Genomic DNA, 19,127 nt, shown 5'->3' on the forward strand with positions numbered 1-19,127 from the left:
CCCCCGAGCCGCCCCCACCGGAGCCGTCCGACGAACGAGCGGAACTGGTCGCCCGCCTGCTTGAACTGCGCGGCCTCGACGTCCTGGAGTGACCGCCGACCGGAGGGGGAATCGACGCTGCTCCGCCGGTCAACGCAGTACGCGTAATTGACGGGTGCGCAACGGCAGTTGGCGTCCTCTCAGCGCGTTGAGCACTCCAAGCCAGCCCCGCCGCATGTCGAGGACGGTGGCGCCCCCGTCGACGACGCGGACGTCGACGATCGGCTTCCCTCGGTTGAGCGGCTCGACCAGCTCGCAAAGGCGGGCACCGAGTTGTTCCACCTGCCCCGCGAGTGCGGCGAGCCCGCTGCTCGCGTAGCGATCGAGTGTGGCCGGGGCCATCGCATCGGAGTTGTCGTAGCGGACGTCGGCGGCCGGGTCGGCGGCGAGCACGGCCTGGGTGGTGGCGAGGAGCAGTTCGGTGTTGCGGACGACGTGCGCGGCGATCCATTCAGCGGGCCACGAGCCGTCAGCCGGGGGGCGACGATCACCCATCCGAGCCTCCGCGACGAAGGCGGCGTACCGCTCCCGCAGCATTCCAACGTCCACCGGCACGCGACCACCGATCGACCAGCGGCTTGCGGCGCTGTCCCAGGTGAATCTGCCGTCGTCTTCAACCCAGACGCGATGCCCATGGACGGGGACATCCCGGGCCAGCCCGGCGGCCACGTCGGCGAGCATCGCCGCCACGCCGTCCCATTTCACCGAGTCACTGGCACCGTCGTCGCGGGCGAACTCCCGAACGCAGCCATGGGCAGGACCGGACCGGAGGTCGACGAAAAGATCGTTACCACCTCCGCTACCCGCGATCGGTAACCAACGCGGCAACCAGGCCCCCTTGCAGGAGGTGCCCGCCGGCGCCTGATCCTCCCGCGCCACAGCCGCCGCGAACCGCGCCGGGTCGTCCTGTTCCATCACCCCGTTCCAGGCGGTCATCCACAATTTCCGACGGTCCAGGGCTTCGCGTGCCGAATACGGCGTGTAGAACGACGGCACCAGACCGCTGTGACCGCCCTGGCCGTCCGTCCGCCGCCACCAGGCGACCAGATCCTCGGGCAGGACGGTGCCCACGCCGCGTTCCACTTCGCGAATGTCGTTCTCGGCTACCGGTGGCCGGGTCAACATGAGTTCGGACGGGGCATTGCGGCGCAGCCACTCCACGATGACGTTCCACGACTCGTCCACAGAGGCTTGCATCCGCCCATCATGACAAGCACTCCGGACAGTCCAAGTTGTTCTGCCTTTCAGGAACCGATCAGATTGTTCGGTGCGTCAAGCCACACGGCCTCCGCACCAGAAGCAACGGTGATTCCGAACCGGTCGCGACCTGGACTGCCTTGGCCGACCCACCAGAAATAGGCTCGGGCGGCCTCCTCCCACAGGTTCAGGCTGCCCGACGTGCGCACCTCGTGGACGCGTTGCCCCGGTCGGTAGGTGGCGGTCGCCCAGGCTTGCTCCGACCACAACCGCAGAACGTACGTGTCACCCTCATGGCGTCCCTGAGCATTGACACCCGGCAGGAATGCCCCCATTGCGAGATCGGCACCCGCTGGCGCGTAGCCGATCGTGCGAGGGTCGATCGGCGTAGTGCACGTGGTTCCCCCCTCACCCGACGCGGGCCAAGGCGGCTGACGATGCGACCGCATCATCATGTACGAGGCATAACCGGTGAACCTGCCCACTGCCGTCCCATCGGGCATGACCACCAGCCGCAGTTCGTGACTGGACGCGAACCCGGGCGCATACGGGGTCACGATCACCCCACCGGGCCGCGTCTGCCGAACCCACGCATAGGGGACGCGCGACACCCCGCACGTGGCGTGCACCCGATCGAAGAGAGCCCCTTCCTCCCACCCGTCCGCGCCATTCCCCACGACCAGACGAGGGAACGCCCCGACGCCCTTCAGGTTCTCCGCAGCCTGCGCCGAGACGAACGGATCGACCTCCACGCTGGTCACGTTCTCCACCCCGACCATCCGGGACAGCAAGGCGGCCGTCCAGCCGGTCCCGGTGCCGACGTCCAGCACCCGATGCCCCACCTCGGCGTCCAGCAGCTCCAGCAGCGAAACCACAGTGCTCGGCGCCGAGCAAGACGAGGTGAACCGGCCGCTCCCCGCAGCCACATCGGTCCGCCCGTCATCGAGTTGCGTGATGATCGCGTCGTCCCGGTAAACCAGGTCGAGCCACCCTTCAGGTGCGGTGGCCCGATCCACCCGGTCACCTTCACCGCTCCACGCGACCGCCGGAACGAAGGCATGCCGAGGGACGTCCCGCAAGGCCGCCGCCACCCGCTCCCGGGTCAGCCACCCGGAAGCCGACAGCCGCTCAACCAGCCCCTCAAGCCGCCCCGCGACATCCTCCACCACGCTATTTCCCGCGCTTTCCGTCGCCCTTGTCGTCCTTGTTCGGCGGAGGAATCGGTTTATCGGGCTTGTGCCCGTTCTTCTCCGCCGGATCCTCGTGCTTTCCCATCCTGCTCCCTCCCGTCGTCACAGGCACCCGAAGTGTCTATGTCCAGATAGTGAATGAGTAATTACACACAGTCAACAGATACTTTTGCACAGAGCGAGGACGGCGCTCTTTGTCGGACTCAGTGGCAGCGGTCGGCCGTCCCGACGACGGCCATCTTCACGATCGTGCCGCCTGCCAGCCACATGCTGTAGGACGGCCAGAAGCACGTCTCGATCTCGTGCAGGGCGCGTTCGGCGCGGTCGCTGTTGCGCACCCCAGTCCGGGACGGGTTTCAGCGCGTGGTCGCAAGCCTGCTCCCATTCGGCGATCGGCCGGTCCCGCGCGTCTTTCGCCTCGGCGTAGGTGGCTGCGAGGAGCCGGTGCGACCAGGCCTCCCACCCGCAGACCGTCGTTCTCAGCGTGACGGTGCGCCCGGCTTGGCACCCGCCAGCAACCCGGCGAAGACCTCCTGCATGAGGACGAGGTACCCGGCGTCCGGGTCGTGCCGTCGCGGACGCCGGGTACCTCGGCAAGTCACCTTGCGGTTCGGCCGTATGCGGTGAGGACGGCGGAGCCGGCCTGCTCGACCGTCAGGCACTCCAGGTAGGCGGGTGGCCTGCCGTCGGGAAAGAGCCTGTCGCCGGTGCCCAGGATCGTGGGGAAGGTCAGCAGCCGGTACTCGCCGATCAGATCTTCGGCCATCAGCGCCCGCACGACGCTCAGGCTGCCAGGAACGATCACATCGCGATCCTCGCGTTTGACGGCGTCGACGAGGTCGCCGTCGATGACCTCCGAGTTCGCCCAAGCCGAGGTGTCGGTCAGGGTGCGGGAGGCGACCAGCTTCGACGCGGCGTTCATCCGCGCGGCGAACGGGTCGTCGCGGCCGGGCCAGATCTGCGAGAACAGCTGCCAGGTCGCCCGCCCCAGCAGCATGACCCCGTTGTCGAGGGTCCGGCCGAGCTGGAACTTGTCCCCGGCGACGGCTTCGGGGCCGTGCCGGAACGCCCAGCCGCCGGTCGCCGTGCCGGCGGTCCCGTCCGGGTCGGACACGATCCCGTCCAGGGTGATGAACTGAATGACGATGACGCTCACGGTGATGTCCTTTCGTTCGATGCTCGCCGGTATGTACCGGCGGCACCGGCCCGACTCATCGCGCCCGGCGGAAATCGTCGAAAGAAATCTGCTGGGGCAGGTCGAACACCCCGAGCACGTGCGGATCGGCGAACACCACGTTGTGTGCGATCTGGCCGCCGGTAACCGTGAAGACCTGCAGTGTGTGCAGCCCGTGCCCGCCACCGGGCTCTGGTGCGTACGCGGCGAGCGCGGGCTGCCCGTTGGCGCTGAGGAGCCTCGTTCTCCAGCCCCCACCGTGCATGTCGAACACCCGGCGCATGAACAGTCCGTAGTCGCGGCTGCCTCGGTACCACAACGGCACCGGCGGCATCTCCATGATGGCGTCGTCGGTGAGGAGCCGCACGAGGGCGGGGACGTCCGCTGCCTCGAATGCTCGCGCGTACCGCTGGATCGCCGCGCGTGCCTGGGGATCGTCCGGCTCGGCCACTCCGCTCGCATCGCCCACGTCCGCGAGGGCGGTGCGGGCCCGCTGCAAGGCGCTGTTGACGGCCGTGACCGTGGTCTCCAGTTGCGTGGCGACCTCGGCGGCGCTGAACTGCAGCACCTCGCGGAGCACGAGTACAGCCCGCTGCCGCGGCGGTAGCACCTGCGTCGAGGCCACCAGCGCGAGCCGCAGGTCGGCCCGCATCCCCAGGTCGAACCGCGCATCGGGAAACGGCTGCAACCACGGGATGTCCAACGCCGGTGTGAGCGGCGCCCCGGGATCATCGCTCGGCGCGCCCAATCCGGTCGGCAGCGGCCGCCGCGCACGCCCCTCCAACGCGGTCAGGCAGGCGTTGGTGGCGATCCGGTACAGCCACGTTCGTACCGACGCGCGGGTGCTGTCGTACCGATCGCGGGCCTTCCACGCCCGCAGCATCGTCTCCTGCGCCAGATCCTCGGCCTCGTGGAACGAGCCCAGCATCCGGTAGCAGTACGCGACCAGCTCGCCCCGGTAAGACTCAAGCTCCACCGGCCCAGCATGGCGCACACGGCCTTCCGGCATCACGTCGGCGGCCCCGGCTCCGCTGTCACCTCTCAGGAGGAGCTACACCGAATTGAAAAGGTTCGAGCGTCCCTCATCAGCGTGACGTCCGCCGGTGCGTCAGTACCCGCGTTGGAGCCACCACCAGCCGGCGCTCAACCGGGTGCAGCGGTAATACTCGCCGAAGGTGGCCTTCGTAAGCGTGCAAGGGTCGATTTGGGCGGCGTCCGGCCGACCGTAGATGTAGAGGTAGACGTTCTCCGATACCTCTTCCGACGACATGCCGGCTATGAGAACGCGCCCAGGTGCTTTGGGGACGGAGACGTCCTGGAGCCCGTGGCCGAAGTTCGGGACCGAGGAGTCCCGTCCCCGGACCCAGCCGTCGGAGTCCGGGTGCAGTTCTCCCTGACGGGCGGCATCAGCCAGCGCTTGGAACTTCGCATGATGGGCTGCATACCAGCTCCGCCCGAAGACGCCGTTCCAGGGAACCTGCGTGATGGTGACGACGAGGACGATCGCCGCGCCGCCCACGGCCGATGCCCAAGCGTGATGGCCGCGCCGCCAGAACCGCACCACCCAGGCCACGGTCGCGAGGATTGCCACCACATAGGCGATGAAGAGCAAGGAGACGGCCAGGGGTGCAGAGTCGTAGTACCCCCGCCAGGGGAAGTAGTGGCCGACGATGACACATAGCCAGCCCACCACGCCGATCGCGGCGAAGCCAGCTGTTCTCATGATCCGATCCTGCCACTCACCAGCCCGCGACTGCCTTGCCGGCCGGTTACCTCCCAACCCCGATCATCGGGCGTAGAACCAAGTGTGGGTGTCTTCCTTCAGGCGGTGGACGAGGGTGGCGAAGGCGTGTGGAGTGAGGGTGAGGTGGCCGCCGTCCGGGGCCTGGCTGTCTCTGAGGGCGATGGCGTTGGGGAGCGCGGCCAGTTCGACGCAGTTGCCGTGATCTTCCGATCGCGTGGATTTGCGCCATTTGATATTCATGAGAGCGAGTCCAGTGTTGTGGCGATGAAGGCACGGGATGCCTCGATGGTGAGCGAGGACATACCGATCTGGTCATACCTTATCGCCTGTTCTTGGATATCGATGGGGTCGAGCGAGATGTGGCCTGTGGAGCCGACGGTGGCGAAACCGAGGTCGCCTGTGGGGGTCTGCATCACGGTGAAACCGCCTCCGACGCCGCCGTAGCCGATGAGGCGGTCGGAGGTCACTCGCAGGTAGACGTTCGGCTGCTCGGAGACCTCGAGAAGGTGGCTCAGTTGATCGCGCATGACGTCCACGTCCCCGAAGGCGCGTAGGACGGCCGCTGTGTCGAGGATGGCCATGAGCTTGCACGGGCCTTGACGGGTGAGGATCTCCTGGCGGGCCAGGCGTTCTGCCACGGCCTCTTCGGCGTCCGTCCTGCGGCTCGCCGTGAAGACCGCGCGTGCGTAGCCCTCTCGTTGGAGGAGTCCGGGGATCAGCGAGGGCTCGTAGGTCTTGATGAGGTTGGCTCGGCGCTCGTATTCCTTGAACGTCTCCCACCAGTCGAGGTCCTGGGCGTTTTTAGCGTGTTTGACTAGGTTTTCAAAGAAACCCGGCATGCCCCATTCGTGGTCCAGGATCCGGGCGCGGGCTATGGGGAGCTGAACATCGCCCGATTCGTACCGTGCAACGGTTGAGCGATCGCAGTCCAGTATGACGCCGAGGGCGGCGCCGGAGATGCGTCGCAGTTGACGCTGTCTGCGCAGCTCAACGGCTATGAGATGCCAGAGGGAGAAGTCGGGGCGCAGTGCATCGGCGCGGCTCATCGGCATTCCTCCGCTGTTGCATGTGCTTCACGAACCTTCCGAAATTAACTCGTGGCGGTCACGCTTGTCCGGAGAACGCAAAGAAAGGAGGGCAGGTGAAATGGCGGTGAAAGCCGTGAATGAGGGTGAGTTGGACATCTCCTGTCTGGCGGCGGGGACGACGTCGGGGCTCGTGCGGACGTTGGTGGAGTTTCGACTTGCTGAATGGGGCCTCGAAAAGATCGCTGGGGATGTGCTTCTGATCGCTGGTGAACTGGTCGCCAATGCGGTGCAGAACACGCGGGATCGGGAGATTCGGGTCAGGTTCACGCGGGAGGCCGGCACGGTCGTGCTGGCTGTGTGGGACTCGTCCGATGAGATGCCGGTGGTTCGGCCGGTCGTCGAACTCACGTTGGACGACGTGGTCCCGGACGCGTGTGCGCTCGACGACGGGTACGACGACGGGACGGGGGGTTGGGGCCTGCCGCTCGTCCAAGCGCTCTCGTCCGACTGCGGGGTGCGCAGGACCGAGCCGTCCGGGAAGTGGGTGTGGGCGGCGTGCGCGTGCTGAGTGGATGGCGGGTGGAGCGGTATGCGCTGCGGTGGCGGACGTATCTGGGGCGCCGGGTCGCCGTCCGGTACCTGGAGGTGCTCGCGCTGGCGGTCAAGGCGCGTGGGTGGCGGTGCGTGAAGTTGTACGGGCGCGAGTTCCCCCGGCCGCTGCTCTGGGTGTACGCCAGCGGCGTCGCCGAGGACGTCGGGGTGGTGGTCTGTGTGCGGGCCGTCCCTGGCGGGGTCTGGGCTTATCACGACGTCCAGCGGGGGCGGGCCGGTTACCTCTTCCCTTGCGGGGACGCCAAGGCGGCGGCGGAGCAGGTCGACCTTCTCCTCAAGCACCGCATGTTCCCGTCCACCTGGTGACTCACTCGATCAGGCCCGGTCACCTTCACCGCTCCACGCCACCGCCGGGACGAAGGCATGCCTGGGGACGTTCCGCAACGCCGCCGCCCGAAGCCGGCAGCCCATCAAGCCGTCCCGCACCGCGAACTCCATCCCGACATCGAGACCGGCATGCATGACCCACCTGGAAGCTAAGCGGCCGTCGTGGCTTGCGGGCGGTGTGCGGCGAGGAAAGTCTGCACTGCGGCCGTGGTCAGGTGGTGTAGCTCGCTCTGGGTGAACGGTGTCTCGTCACCGGTGAACATCGCCCGATTCAAAGGGATCCACAGCAGCATCCCGGTGAAGTGCTCGGCGGCGCGCGCGGGCTCGGCCACGCGCAGGACGCCTCGGGACGACAGCTCGGCGAACTGCTGGGCCAATGTGGCCAGCACCCGTTCAAACCCTCGCTCGTACCAGGCGCGACCGAGTTCGGGGAACTGTCCGGCGCTGGCGATGATCAGGCGTCGCAGGCGGATCAGCCGCGGTGTCATGAGCGTGGTCAGAAACTGCTGGGCCAGAGTGGTGAGGCCGTCCTCGATGTCCGCGGAGGAGGCCATCACTTCGGCCACGAGCCGGACCATGCCCTCGACGTCGTCGGTGGTGGCGAGGACGATCTCCGTGAACAGGCTCTTCTTGTCGGTGAAGTGCTTGTACACCGTCTGCTTGCCGACGGCTGCGAGGGCGGCGACTTGGTCGATGCTGGTGCGCTCGTACCCGTTGTCCAGGAACAGAGTCGTTGCCGCCTCCATGATGGCCTGGTGCTTGGCCGCCGCCAGCGTGCCCTCGCGCAGTTCCATGGGGACATCTTCCCAGGGCTACCGGGCCGACGGCGCGTGGTGCCGTCGGCCCGGTGAGAGATCTCGTGTGCGGTCACCCCGGGGATCGTGCGAGCCGGGCGGCAGACGCGCCGACCCAGCCCCAGGCGGCCACGGCGCCGACGAACATCGCGAGCGTGCCGCCGGTCGCTCCGGTGTTCGCGAAGGCGAAGCCGCCGAACAGGAGCACCCCCGCGATGCGGCCGATGATCGCCCAGTTGCGTGCGTCGTCGGCGGAGAACCGGCTTGCCAGGACGAAGCATGCGGCGATGAGCGCGAGGAACGCGATGCCGGCGCACGTGAGGTGCAGCATGCCGGTGGTGGTGAACGTGGCGGTGGTGGGGGACCCCGGTGGGAAGCCGTTGCCCGGGTCGGCGGGGAAGGCGGCCGCGGCGACGAACCCGGCACCCTGCACCCCGACGAGGAGGGGGCCCCAGAGCCGTCCGCGCCCGCCGCGCAGGGCGGTGCGCAGCCCGGCGGCGCAGGCGAGCGTCAGCAGGCCGGTGAGGACGAAGCTCGCCGACTGCACCCAGCCGCCAGGACCGAGGGTGAGCTGGCTGACCGCGTGCCGCAGCGGGTCGAATCCCTCGCGCAGCAGGGCCTGGGCCGCGGCGACGACGGCGAACAGCGGGCCGGCGACCGTTCCTGCCAGCAGGAGCGGACGGGTCGGTCCCATGGTGTCGGTCGGCGTAGGTGCGGTAGTCATCAGGGTCGTTCCTTCCGAGAGGCGATACAGAACTAGACTGTCTAGTATTTAAGAACTCATCGCTACCGGAGTCGAAGATTGTGTTGCCCCGGTCACCGGGGCTGGAGAGAGTTCAGTGCAGGACGCGCTGACGCCAAGGAGGCAGAAGATGGTGACGTTCCGTACCACGCTCTGGACGCCCGACGGCAGGAACGCCGGCATCGTCGTCCCGGAAGAGATCGTCCTGTCCTTCGGGAAGGGCAAGCGCGTCCCGGTCACGGTGACGATCGATGGCGGCTACACCTACCGCAACACCATCACGTCGATGGGCGGGCGGTTTCTCATCTCGTTCAACTCGCAGACGCGCGCCGCCACCGGCCGGGGTGCCGGGGACGAGGTCGAGGTGACCCTGGAACTGGACGATGCGCCACGCGTGTTCGAACCCCACCCGGTGCTGGCGGAGGCCCTGGCCGCCGACCCGGTGGCCGCCGAGGCATGGGACAAGCTCTCCTACAGCAAGCAGCGCGCGCACGGGGAGCCCATCGCGGCGGCCAAGACTGAGGAGACACGCCAGCGCCGCCTGGCCAAGACCATGGCGGCGCTGCGTGGCCAGGACTGACCGCCGGGCCGGAGCCGATCTGCCTGGAAGCGATCCGGTGCCGCTGCGGCCACTGCTTGATCAACCGGTCGAACGCTTCGTCGCCGACCTGCCCTGCCGGCGGAGCGCGTGCAGGGCGAGCGGACCCTTGCGTACAAGTTCGTCCCAGGGGCCCGTGGTAACTCAGCCCATCAGGCGGCGGAGGCCGCGGGCTCTGCGGCGAACCAGGGAGTCATGCGGGAGGCGGTCCGCCACGGCCGGGTCTGCCAGGGCGAGCGCCGCTTCGGCTCCGGCGCGTGCGGTCTCCTCGGCGGTCGGCGGGGCGGTCTTCTCCTGGTCGGGGTCGTAGCGGAGGTCCCCGATGTCGCCGACGATCCGTGCGTCCGTGGCCTGGAGAGTCGTGAGATCCGCCCTGCTCCAGTCGGCCACCCGGGAACGCCATTCGGGCGGAATGACGACCTTGCCGCCGCGCCGTTCGCGGGCCTGGAAGCGCTCTGTGACGGTCTGCCGCAGCCGGTCCGCCTTCTGCCGGGACCGTGAGTTGTCTCGCCAGGCCGCGTTCAAGGAAGCGAGCACCAGCGTTTCCGGTGCCGTGAGGCCGGTGTGGGCCTCACGGTCCGCGACGGGGACGTGCACGAGGTCGGGCAGGCGGGCTGCCTGCGTGAAACGCTCCAAGAGGAGTTCGGGCGGCTTGCCGGGGGAAGTCACCACGGAGACGCGGTTCGCTCCTGCGTCAGACCAGCGCTGGACCAGCCCGCTCAAGGTGAAGGCCCGCCAGATGTGTGCGTCGAGGTCGGCTTCGACGTGGTTCCGGCCCTTGTCGCGGTGCGCGGCGAGGCGGCCGAGGTAGGTCTCGAAGCTGGTGCTGCGCCCGTTGCGGATGTGCTGCTGCCACAGCGAGGGCAGGGAGCGGCCCAGGCTCCGGGCCGTGATCACGACTTCGACGTCCCCGACGGCGAGCGAGTCCAGGAGGCGGCGAATGGCGTCCGGCCGGACCACTGACAGGGCCTCGGCCGACAGCAGCACGGTGGCGGGCCAGCTCTGGACCTGGTCCAGCAAAAGGTCCCACGAAGGAGCTATCCGGGACGCGCGCTCCTGCGTCACCCACGGGAACTCGGTGCCGAGCAGGCCGTAGCTCGACCACTCGTGGTTGGCCACGCTCCGCTTCCCGTCGTCCCAGTCTTTCGGGACGGGGTACAGCACGCCCGACCCGGCGAGTGCCTCGCTGTTGTCCTGCAACATGTGCTGCAGGAACGTGGTGCCCGACTTCTGCAGGCCGATATGCAGGACGATCTTCGATGCCACAGCTCACTCCCGTCGGCCCGGTGCTCAGGCGGGTGGGGCTGGTTCGGCGGCGATGCCGCCCACGGCCCACTGTGAGGGTAGCGGCCCATAGTCACTCGGCGGTGACTGAGGATGGCCCCGCTCGGGGTCCCGCCCCCTGCGTTCGCGCTGACTCGCCCTGGTCGGGCAGCGGCCCTCCGACGGGTCGGTGGCCCCCGACCGGCTGGCGGTCAGGTGCGGGTGGTGGTTATCGGCTTGTCCAGGGCGCTGCCCTTTGCCCACTTCGGGAAAGGCAGTTGCCAGTAGGCCCAGCCGTTCGTCCAGGACAGTTCGCGTTTGGTGCCGGTGATGGTGACGAGGTCGCCGCGGTAGGACCAGCGGTAGAGCCACTTGGCGTCGGCGGAGGGGGAGCGGATGCAGCCGTGGCTGCAGTTGCGCTTGCCGAGGCAGGTCGGGTCTTCCGTGTTCTGGTGGATGTACACGCCGCTGTTGGTGATGCGCGTCGCCCACGGGATCTTTTCGTCGTAGTAGCCGGGGTCGCCCTTCTTCTTGCCGGGCGAGATCATGCGTTCCATGCGGCTGCGGTCCATGGTGAGGTGGACGCCGCTGGTGGTGAGCAGGGTGTCGACGCCGTTCTTGACCTCGCCGCCGGAGCCGAGGCTGACGCCCCAGTCGCGGACGGTGCGGCCGTTCTCCTTGGCGACGAGGCGGTGGGTCTTGGCGTTGATGTTGAGCGTGTGCGAGTCGCCGATCTTGAAGGTGCGGGTCACGTCCTTGTCGCCGAAGACGTTGTCGCCGATCTTCAGGCCCGCGTAGTGGACGGTGACGGAGACCTTCTGGTGCGGCTTCCAGGGGCGCTTCGGCCGGAAGACCACCGAGGGGAGGCCGTTGAACGACTCGCCGGCGGCGAGCCAGCGCCATGCGCCCTCGGTGGGGGTGGTCGAGGAGATCTCGATGCCGCGCTCGATCGCGGGCTTGGCCTTCTCGGGGACGGTCTTGTTGAACTGGACGAAGACCGGCATGCCGGTGCCGACGGTCTCGTTCTCGGACGGGACGACGTTGTTGATCCGGGTGGCGGCGGTGGCGCGGCTGGTGCGGAAGGCGCTGGTGGCGGTGGTGGACTGGCCCTGGGGGGACGTCGCCGTGGCCGACACCTGGTAGCCGCCGCCGGGCCGCAGCGTCCACTTCGAGCGCCACCGGGTCTTGTCGGGGGAGAAGGCTCCGGGGACGTCGGCGCCCTTCAGCTTCACCGAGACCTGGCCGAGCGTGCCGCCCGTGGCGGTGACCGTCACGCCCTGGTCGGGACGGGCCTTGCCGCTGCCGTTCGCCGGGACGATCGTCACCTGGGGCGTGCCGTCGTTGCCGCCCTTCGCGGTCTTCTCGCCGCCGCCGCCGTCCCCGCCGCCGCATGCCGCGACCAGCCCGAGGACCAGCGTCATCACCAAGGCCTTACCTCGCACCGTTCTCCCTCTCCAGCCCGCCGTGCCGTGCCCCTGCGGGACGGCAACAAGATCGCTTGCGGAACGGCCTCGTCCCGGCGGGACGGCCGGTCGGCGCGGCGTCCGATCACGTGTACGTCCCATCGTCCCGCGAAGGTTCGGCCCGGGTGGGCGATTCTCGGATCTTCGGCGGTCCATCTTGGCCGCGCGGGCGGGTCCCGCCCGGACGCGGCGGACGAAAATCGATCCAATCGGGCGAAAAGGAAAGGCGCGTGATCGTCGCCCCGATTGGCGCATGCTTTGATCTTCCGGTGCTCGTTCTTTGAATTGTTTTCGCAGCTCACACGGCTTGTGCTGATCTTCTATCCAAGATTGTGTAGGGGCCGGTTAAAAGCGGCGATCCGCGCCGGGACGCGCTGCGATCCTGGATCGTGGCCGCCCGCGACGGCCCCGCAAAGTCACCTCCCGGGTGAGTTCTTGTCTGTGAAGGGACGCGCGATGAGAGCCCAGGGGCTGAGTCCCTCCATCGACCCCGGCGCGGCCCCCGCGGACCTCGCCGCGGGCGAGGCGGTGGCCGTTCTCGCGCCCGGCGTCCCGCGCCGCCGCAGCGCGACCGGCACGCGGATCCTGGCCGTCCTGTATCCGGTGTGCCTCGCCGTGGTTGACGGCTGGGTGATCGCTGTCGCCGTCGCCGTCCTGCGGCCCGCGCCCGGCGCCGTCCCCGGTGTGGCGGCCGTGCTGTTGATCGCGTGCAACGCCTCGGGCGGGCTCTACCGGATGCGTCGCAGCCCCTCGCTGCTGGCCGACGGGCCGCCGATCGTCCTGCGGGCGCTGGTCGTGGCGGCGCTCGCGGCGGTGCTGCTGCCGGGCTCCGCGCTCGGCGCGGCGGCCGCGTGGCTGTGGATCGCGGGTGCGGCCGGGACGGGGTCGCTGGCCGTCCGCGCCTTCGTGAACGCGGCGGTCCGGACGTACCGGTGCCGCCGCTCGCGGGCGCGTCCCGCGCTGATCGTCGGGACGGGCGGGACGGCCGCGCACATGGCCTGCATCCTGCGGGACCGCGGGGAACTCGGGCTGACGGCGGTCGGGCAGGTGGCGGCGGGCGCGACGGAGCCCGGGGGGCCCGCGGTGGCGGCGCCCGTGCTCGGGGAGACCTCGGACCTGCCCGCGCTCGTCGAGGAACACGGCATCGACACGCTGCTCGTGGTCGCCGAGGACGTCCACCCCGGCCATCTGGACGCCGTGCTGCGCATCTCGTTCGGGCTCCCCTGCGAGACGCTGCTCGTCCAGCCGCCGTCGGACGTGGTCCCGGTGGCGGCGACCCGGCGGGAGTACCTGGCCGGGCTGCCGTGCGCGCGGGTCGACTGGCGGCTGCGCGAGCCGGCGGCCCGGTACGCCAAGCGGCTGCTCGATCTCGCCGCCGGCTCCCTGATCCTGCTGCTCGTGTCGCCGGTGCTGGCGCTGTGCGCGGTGGCCGTGCGGATGGAGGGCGGTCCGGGCGTGCTGTTCCGGCAGCGGCGGATCGGGCTGGGCGGCGAGGAGTTCGTGCTGCTGAAGTTCCGGACGCTGAAACCGGCGGACGAGCAGGAGTCCGACACCCGCTGGACGGTCAAGGGCGACGACCGCATGGGACGCGTCGGACGGTTCCTCAGAGCGACCTCCCTGGACGAACTCCCGCAACTGTGGAACGTCATCCGCGGGGACATGAGCCTGGTCGGCCCCCGCCCGGAACGCCCCCATTTCGTCGAGCAGTTCTCCCGCACCTGCCCCGGCTACATGCTCCGCCACCGCGTGCCGGTCGGGATGACGGGCTGGGCCCAGATCCACGGTTTCCGAGGGGACACGTCCATCGAACTGCGCGCCAGGCTCGACAACCACTACATCGACCACTGGTCCTTCGCGGGCGACCTGCGAATCCTTCTCCTGACCGTCCGGGCGATGCTGTGCAGGGACGCCGGATGACCGACCACACACCCCCCACCGTCACCTACTCCAAGCCCCCCGAACTCGCCAGAGCGCCCGAGGTGCCCCGGGCGCGGGAGGCGGTCGAGGCGGGTGAGGTGATCGAAGCGGCGGAGGCGAACGGAAGGGGCGAGGTGGCCGAGGCGCCAGGAGTGACCCCGACGTCCGATACGAGCGAGGCGGGCCCAGCCGCCTCGACCGGCGAAACGCCCCGCTCGCCCAAGGCGGTCAAGGTGACCAGCCTGGCCAAGGCGGCCGGGCTGGCCAAGGCGGTCAGAAGGGTTCCCAGGCGGCCCAGCTGGCTGGTGGCCGGGGCCGTTCTGAGTGTCGGCATCCCGCCCGGGGCGGAGGCGTTCGGGCCTGGCGTGCAGGTCACCGCCGGGGACATCGCCAGCGTCCTGCTGGTGGTCGTCGCGGCGTCGCTGCTGGTCACGCGGCGGGTCGAGATGCCGCGGGCGGCGCTCGCGGCGTTCGGGCCGCTGATCGCGGCGCTCGGGGTCAGCACGGTGTGCTCGACCGATGTCGCGTCCAGCCTGCCGGGATTCGTGCGGAGCCTCCAGATCTTCGTGCTGGTGCCGCTGGCGGTCGTCCTGCTCGTCAGGGACCGCCGCGACCTCGCGATCGTCTGCTCGTCGGTGCTCGCGCTCGGGCTCGGGGAGGCCGTGTACGGGATCTGGCAGTCGGCCACCGGGAACGGCGCGTCGATGGGCGAGCACAACATGCGCGCGGTCGGGACGTTCGGAGCGGTCGACGTGATGGCGATGTCCATCGTGGTCGGGATCGCGTTCCTGGTGCTGACCGCGTTCGCGCTGAAGGCCCCCGGACGCGGGATCGCCGCCGTCCCCGCCGCGCTCGCCGGGCTCGGCGTGCTGGCCGTCGCGCTCGCGCTCGCCCTCAGCCGCGGGACGTGGCTCGCGCTCGGCGCCGCCGCCGTCCTCACCCTGGTGATCTTCAACCGGTGGACGGCGGTGAAGGTCCTGATCTGCTGCGCCGCGCTCGTGCTCGTGACGCTTGCCGGGATGGGCGGCGGGTCGCAGGCCGTCGTCGAGCGGGGCAAGTCGATGGCCGGGTCGATCAGCGACCCCGACCGGTCCGTCGAGGACCGGTACAACCTGTGGGGCGCCGCCGTGCGGATCTGGCAGGACCATCCCGTCACCGGCGTCGGCGTGAAGAACTTCCCCGCCTACCGCGACACCTACGCCGGGATCGAACTGTCGTCGGGCAGCGAGACCGCCGACCCCGTCAACGGGTACGTCCGGCAGCCGCTCCTGTCGCCGCACAACGAGTACCTGCTGTTCCTGTCCGAGCAGGGCGTGGCCGGGCTCGCCGCGCTCGTGGCGCTGCTCGCCGTGATCGTCGCCGGGCTGTGGACGCGCCGCGACGCGGGCGACCCGTTCTGGCTCGCGAGCGTCGCGCTGACGGCGTTCCTGCTGGTCAACTTCCTGTACGCGGACCTGGGCGGGCCGACCTGCGCATTCATCGCGATCGTCCTCGGGGTCGTGGCGGCCCGCGCGTTCGGGGACTTCGCGCCCGCGAAAGGCGCGCCGGGGAGGGCACGCGCATGACCTCGGTCGGGCGGGCCGCCGTGCTGTCCGGCGTGCTGATCGGCGCCGGCACCGGGCTCGGGTTCGTCCGCGACCTGGTCATGGCGCACCTGTTCGGGGCGAGCGCCGGCACGGACGCGTTCCTCGTCGCGTGGACGATCCCCGAGACCGTCTCGCCGCTGCTCATCGAGGACGCCATGGCCCTGCTCATGGTCCCCGTCGTCACGCAGCTCCTCGCGCGGGGCGACGGCCCGCGCCCGCTGGTGGCGACGGCCCTGCCCCGGATCGTCCTCGGACTCTCGGCGGCCACGCTCACCCTCGTCGTCGCCGCGCCCCTCGTGGTGGACGTCCTCGCGCCCGGCCTCACCGAGACCGGCCCGGCCGTCCAGTGCGTCCGGCTGACGGCGATCACCGTCGTGACGTTCGGCGTCGCGGGATTCATGAGCGCGACGCTGCGCGCCCACCACAGGTTCGGGCCGCCGGCCGCCATCTACCTCGCCTACAACGTCGGCATCCTCGCGCTCATCGCGGGCTTCTCGGGGGCCGTCGGCATCACCAGCGCCGCGATCGGGGTCGCCTGCGGCAGCGTCCTGATGGTCGCCGTCCAGGCGCCCGCCTTCCTGCGCTGCCTCCGCGAGGCCCCCGCCCCGCGCGGCCAGGACCTCGACCTGCGGATCGGTGTGGCGGCCGTCGCGCCGATCGTCGTCTACACCGTGACGCGGCAGGCGCAGGTGTTCGTCGAGCGGTTCTTCGGCTCCGAACTGGCCGCCGGGTCGATCTCGCACCTCAACTACGCGCAGAAGGTCGCGCAAGTGCCGATGGTGCTCTCGCTGCTGATCGTGACGGTGACGTTCCCGAGGCTCGCCCGCGCGTCGGCGGACGGGGACACCGCGCAGGTCGCCCGCCGCATCCAGCAGGACCTCGCCGTCGCGAGCGCGATGGTGCTGGCGGCGACGGCGTTCCTCGTCGCGTTCGCGCCCGCCGTCATCAAGGTGCTGTTCGAGCACGGCGAGTTCACCGAGGACGACACGCGGAGCACCGCGTCCATCCTGCGCGTCTACGCCCTCGGACTGTGGGGGCAGTCGGCGGTCGGCCTGGCCGCCCGCGCGTTCTTCGCGCAGAAGCGGCCGACGTGGCGTCCCGCCGGCGTCCTCGCCGTGGGCCTCGCCGTCACCGCCGCGATCGGGGGCGCGTTCGCCGTGTCGGCCGGGACGCTCGCCCTGGCCGCCGCGAACGCCACCGGGATCACGCTCGCCGCCGTCCTGCTGCTGGCCGGGCTGCGGCCGGGCGTCGCGCCGGTCTCGCTGCGGCGGATCGCCACGGATGTGTTCCGGCTCGTCCTCGCCGCGGCCGGGGCCTGCGCGGCCGGGCTCGTCGCCGCGGCGGCGCTCGGCGCCGGGACGCCCGCGATCGTCCAGCTCGCCGCCGGCGGTGCCGTGACCGCCGCGGCCTTCGCCGTCCTGACCGTCCTGGCGGGACCCGGCCCCATGGCTTCGTGGGTCGCTTCATGGATCGCCGTGGGGCCGCTCCGCACGCTCGGCCGCCGCGGCCGTACCGAATCGGGGGAGATCAGTGAGCCAGCCGACCGAACCGACACACCTGACCGAACCGGCGGAACCAGGCCCGGCGACCGGGCCCCGCCCGGCGGAGGAGACCCGGCCGGCGCCGCTGGTGCTGATGTACCACTCGGTCGACCACTTCCATGAGGACCCGCACCTGGTGACGGTGTCGCCGGCGCGGTTCGAGCGCCAGATGGCGTGGCTGCGGGCGCGAGGCCTGCGCGGCGCCGGCATGGCCGAGCTGCTCGACGCGCACGCCGACGGACGGGCGCGCGGCCTCGTCGGGCTCACGTTCGACGACGGGTACGCCGACTTCGCGACCCGGGCCGTCCCGGTGCTGCTGCGGTACGGGTTCGGCGCGACGGCGTTCATCGTGTCCGGACGGACCGGCACCTACAACGCGTGGGACGACGGCCCCCGCAAACCCCTCATGACCGACGACCAGATCCGCACCGTCGCGGACGCCGGCATCGAGATCGGCTCGCACGGCAGGCACCACGTCTCGCTGCCCGGAACCGACGACACCGAGCTGCGCGAGGAGCTGGAGGAGAGCCGCGCCGGCCTGGAGGAGATCATCGAAGGGCCCGTCACCGGCTTCGCCTACCCCTACGGGCACGCGACGTCCCGGGAGGTCGAGGCGGTGCGCGCCGCAGGCTACGACTACGCGTGCCACATCAAGCCGGACGAGCCGTCACGCCACGCGATGCCCCGCGCCTACATCGGCGACCGCGACGGGCCGCTGCGGATGCGGGCCAAGCTCCTCCGGCACGAACTGCGCCGCCGGAGCCGGGTGTGACCCGGGTCCTGCACGTCATCACCGGGCTGGAGCACGGCGGCGCGGAACGCCAGCTCGCCCTTCTGCTGCGCCACCTGCCCGCCGTGTCCTGCGAGGTGGCGACGCTCACTAGGACCGGGACCCTGGGCGCGCAGATCCGAGGCGCGGGCATCCCCGTCCACGAGATCGGCATGAGCGGCAACCGGGACGTCGCGGCGCTGCCCCGGCTCGCGCGGCTGATCCGCCGGGGACGGTACGACGTCGTCCACACCCACCTGTACCGAGCGTGCGTGTACGGCCGCATCGCCGCCCGCATGGCCGGGACGCCCCGCGTCATCGCCACCGAGCACTCGCTGGGCGACGGCCACATCGAGGGACGCGCCACGACGCGCGGCGTCCGGGAGCTGTACCGGGCCACCGAGCGGCTCGGGTCGGCGACGGTCGCGGTGTCGCCGACCGTGGCGGCCCGCCTGCGCGGCTGGGGCGTACGGCCCGGCCGGATCGTCATGATCCCGAACGGCGTCGACGCCGCCGCGTTCGCGTTCGACGCCGCGCGGCGCGCCGCGACGCGGCGGCGGCTCGGCATCCTCCCGGACGAGCCGATCGTCGGCGCCGTCGGGCGGCTCGTCCCCACCAAGCGGTTCGACCTGCTGATCGAGGCGGTCGCGCGGCTGGACGGCGTCCGGCTGCTGCTCGTCGGCGCCGGCCCGGAGCGGGGGACGCTCGAACGGCTCACCCGCGACCTCGGCGCCTCCGGCCGGGTGATCTTCGCCGGCGGGACGTCGGACGTCGCGGGCGCCCTCGCGGCGATGGACGTCCTCGCCGCCCCGTCCGTCCAGGAGTCGTTCGGTCTCGGCGTGCTGGAGGCACTGGCCGCCGGGCTCCCCGTCCTGTACACGACCTGCCCGGCCCTCGACGACCGCCCGCCCGGCGAGGCGCCGCACGCCCGGCGGCTGCCGACCGACGCGCGGACCTGGAGCGCGGAGATCGAACGCCTCGTGCGCGGGCCACGCGAGCGGACGCCGGTCCCGCCGGTCGTCGGCCATTACGCCATCGCCGAGCAGGCCCCCAAGCTGGCCCGCCTATACGAGAACGGCCTCGACGAACCGACCGGCGACGACCGTCCTCCAGCCCCCACCCACCACCAACCCCACCCAGCAC

20 protein-coding genes are annotated in these 19,127 nt (G+C 70.5%); 8 read left to right on the plus strand and 12 right to left on the minus strand.

All coding sequences use genetic code 11. The annotated features are described in order from the left end of the window. Positions 1-129: 129 nt before the first annotated feature. The 8 genes from E1285_RS32595 to E1285_RS32625 all read right to left on the minus strand — a co-directional run bounded on the left by E1285_RS32595 (position 130) and on the right by E1285_RS32625 (position 6,390). Positions 130-1,236, minus strand: coding sequence for an SMI1/KNR4 family protein (locus E1285_RS32595; RefSeq protein WP_132158422.1), 1,107 nt, complete (start codon positions 1,234-1,236; stop codon positions 130-132). 47 nt (positions 1,237-1,283) lie between these two features. Further along, positions 1,284-2,405, minus strand: a complete 1,122-nt coding sequence (locus tag E1285_RS32600) for a methyltransferase domain-containing protein (RefSeq protein ID WP_165966849.1) — start codon at positions 2,403-2,405, stop codon at positions 1,284-1,286. Between the two features lie 224 nt (positions 2,406-2,629). Next, the gene (locus E1285_RS48295) at positions 2,630-2,764 is read right to left on the minus strand and encodes a hypothetical protein (RefSeq protein ID WP_279510111.1); all 135 of its coding nucleotides are present in this window, start codon (positions 2,762-2,764) and stop codon (positions 2,630-2,632) included. A gap of 260 nt (positions 2,765-3,024) precedes the next feature. Continuing rightward, positions 3,025-3,582, minus strand: coding sequence for a dihydrofolate reductase family protein (locus tag E1285_RS32605; protein ID WP_132158424.1), 558 nt, complete (start codon positions 3,580-3,582; stop codon positions 3,025-3,027). A 55-nt stretch (positions 3,583-3,637) separates the two neighbouring features. Beyond that, a complete protein-coding gene (locus E1285_RS32610; RefSeq protein WP_243723209.1) occupies positions 3,638-4,576 on the minus strand; it encodes a sigma-70 family RNA polymerase sigma factor in 939 nt (312 codons plus the stop codon). A gap of 132 nt (positions 4,577-4,708) precedes the next feature. Continuing rightward, entirely contained in the window at positions 4,709-5,323 is a 615-nt protein-coding gene (locus E1285_RS32615) for a hypothetical protein (RefSeq protein WP_132158425.1), read from the minus strand. 63 nt (positions 5,324-5,386) lie between these two features. Next, positions 5,387-5,584, minus strand: coding sequence for a DUF397 domain-containing protein (locus tag E1285_RS32620; protein WP_132158426.1), 198 nt, complete (start codon positions 5,582-5,584; stop codon positions 5,387-5,389). After that, positions 5,581-6,390, minus strand: a complete 810-nt coding sequence (locus E1285_RS32625; RefSeq protein ID WP_132158427.1) for a DUF5753 domain-containing protein — start codon at positions 6,388-6,390, stop codon at positions 5,581-5,583. The genes E1285_RS32620 and E1285_RS32625 overlap by 4 nt, the downstream gene beginning before the upstream one ends. A 100-nt stretch (positions 6,391-6,490) precedes the next feature. Here E1285_RS32625 and E1285_RS32630 point away from each other — a divergent pair, with 100 nt between their 5' ends. Further along, the gene (locus E1285_RS32630) at positions 6,491-6,940 is read left to right on the plus strand and encodes an ATP-binding protein (RefSeq protein ID WP_165966850.1); all 450 of its coding nucleotides are present in this window, start codon (positions 6,491-6,493) and stop codon (positions 6,938-6,940) included. Next, positions 6,928-7,290 (plus strand): hypothetical protein, encoded by a 363-nt coding sequence (locus tag E1285_RS32635; protein ID WP_132158429.1) that lies wholly within the window; start codon positions 6,928-6,930, stop codon positions 7,288-7,290. Before E1285_RS32630 ends, E1285_RS32635 begins: the two co-directional genes overlap by 13 nt. 170 nt (positions 7,291-7,460) lie before the next feature. Here E1285_RS32635 and E1285_RS32640 read toward each other — a convergent pair whose 3' ends face one another. Both E1285_RS32640 and E1285_RS32645 read right to left on the minus strand, forming a co-directional pair. Then, positions 7,461-8,105, minus strand: a complete 645-nt coding sequence (locus tag E1285_RS32640; RefSeq protein ID WP_132158430.1) for a TetR/AcrR family transcriptional regulator — start codon at positions 8,103-8,105, stop codon at positions 7,461-7,463. A gap of 73 nt (positions 8,106-8,178) precedes the next feature. Continuing rightward, a complete protein-coding gene (locus E1285_RS32645; protein ID WP_243723210.1) occupies positions 8,179-8,829 on the minus strand; it encodes a DUF998 domain-containing protein in 651 nt (216 codons plus the stop codon). Between the two features lie 148 nt (positions 8,830-8,977). Between E1285_RS32645 and E1285_RS32650 the strand changes: the two genes are divergently transcribed. Continuing rightward, positions 8,978-9,427 (plus strand): YdeI/OmpD-associated family protein, encoded by a 450-nt coding sequence (locus E1285_RS32650; protein ID WP_132158431.1) that lies wholly within the window; start codon positions 8,978-8,980, stop codon positions 9,425-9,427. 162 nt (positions 9,428-9,589) lie between these two features. Here the strand turns inward: E1285_RS32650 and E1285_RS32655 are convergent, their stop codons facing one another. After that, entirely contained in the window at positions 9,590-10,711 is a 1,122-nt protein-coding gene (locus tag E1285_RS32655) for a hypothetical protein (protein WP_132158432.1), read from the minus strand. Between the two features lie 209 nt (positions 10,712-10,920). Continuing rightward, positions 10,921-12,129: an Ig-like domain-containing protein gene (locus tag E1285_RS32660; protein ID WP_132158433.1), complete on the minus strand. Its 1,209-nt coding sequence runs from the start codon at positions 12,127-12,129 to the stop codon at positions 10,921-10,923. Positions 12,130-12,627: 498 nt separating this feature from the next. Between E1285_RS32660 and E1285_RS32665 the strand changes: the two genes are divergently transcribed. From E1285_RS32665 to E1285_RS32685, 5 genes are all read left to right on the plus strand, one after another. Beyond that, the gene (locus E1285_RS32665; RefSeq protein WP_132158434.1) at positions 12,628-14,088 is read left to right on the plus strand and encodes a sugar transferase; all 1,461 of its coding nucleotides are present in this window, start codon (positions 12,628-12,630) and stop codon (positions 14,086-14,088) included. Next, positions 14,085-15,653 carry an O-antigen ligase family protein gene (locus E1285_RS32670; RefSeq protein WP_132158435.1) on the plus strand — a complete coding sequence of 523 codons (1,569 nt, stop codon included), beginning with the start codon at positions 14,085-14,087 and terminating at the stop codon, positions 15,651-15,653. The genes E1285_RS32665 and E1285_RS32670 overlap by 4 nt, the downstream gene beginning before the upstream one ends. Continuing rightward, positions 15,650-17,338, plus strand: a complete 1,689-nt coding sequence (locus E1285_RS32675; protein WP_132158436.1) for a lipid II flippase MurJ — start codon at positions 15,650-15,652, stop codon at positions 17,336-17,338. The genes E1285_RS32670 and E1285_RS32675 overlap by 4 nt, the downstream gene beginning before the upstream one ends. Further along, positions 17,310-17,987: a polysaccharide deacetylase family protein gene (locus E1285_RS32680; protein WP_132158437.1), complete on the plus strand. Its 678-nt coding sequence runs from the start codon at positions 17,310-17,312 to the stop codon at positions 17,985-17,987. The genes E1285_RS32675 and E1285_RS32680 overlap by 29 nt, the downstream gene beginning before the upstream one ends. Then, positions 17,984-19,127: glycosyltransferase (locus E1285_RS32685; RefSeq protein WP_132158438.1), on the plus strand; the 1,144-nt coding region annotated here is incomplete at its 3' end. The genes E1285_RS32680 and E1285_RS32685, both read left to right, overlap by 4 nt.

Source organism: Actinomadura sp. 7K507 (genome assembly GCF_004348425.1).
Lineage (GTDB): Bacteria > Actinomycetota > Actinomycetes > Streptosporangiales > Streptosporangiaceae > Spirillospora.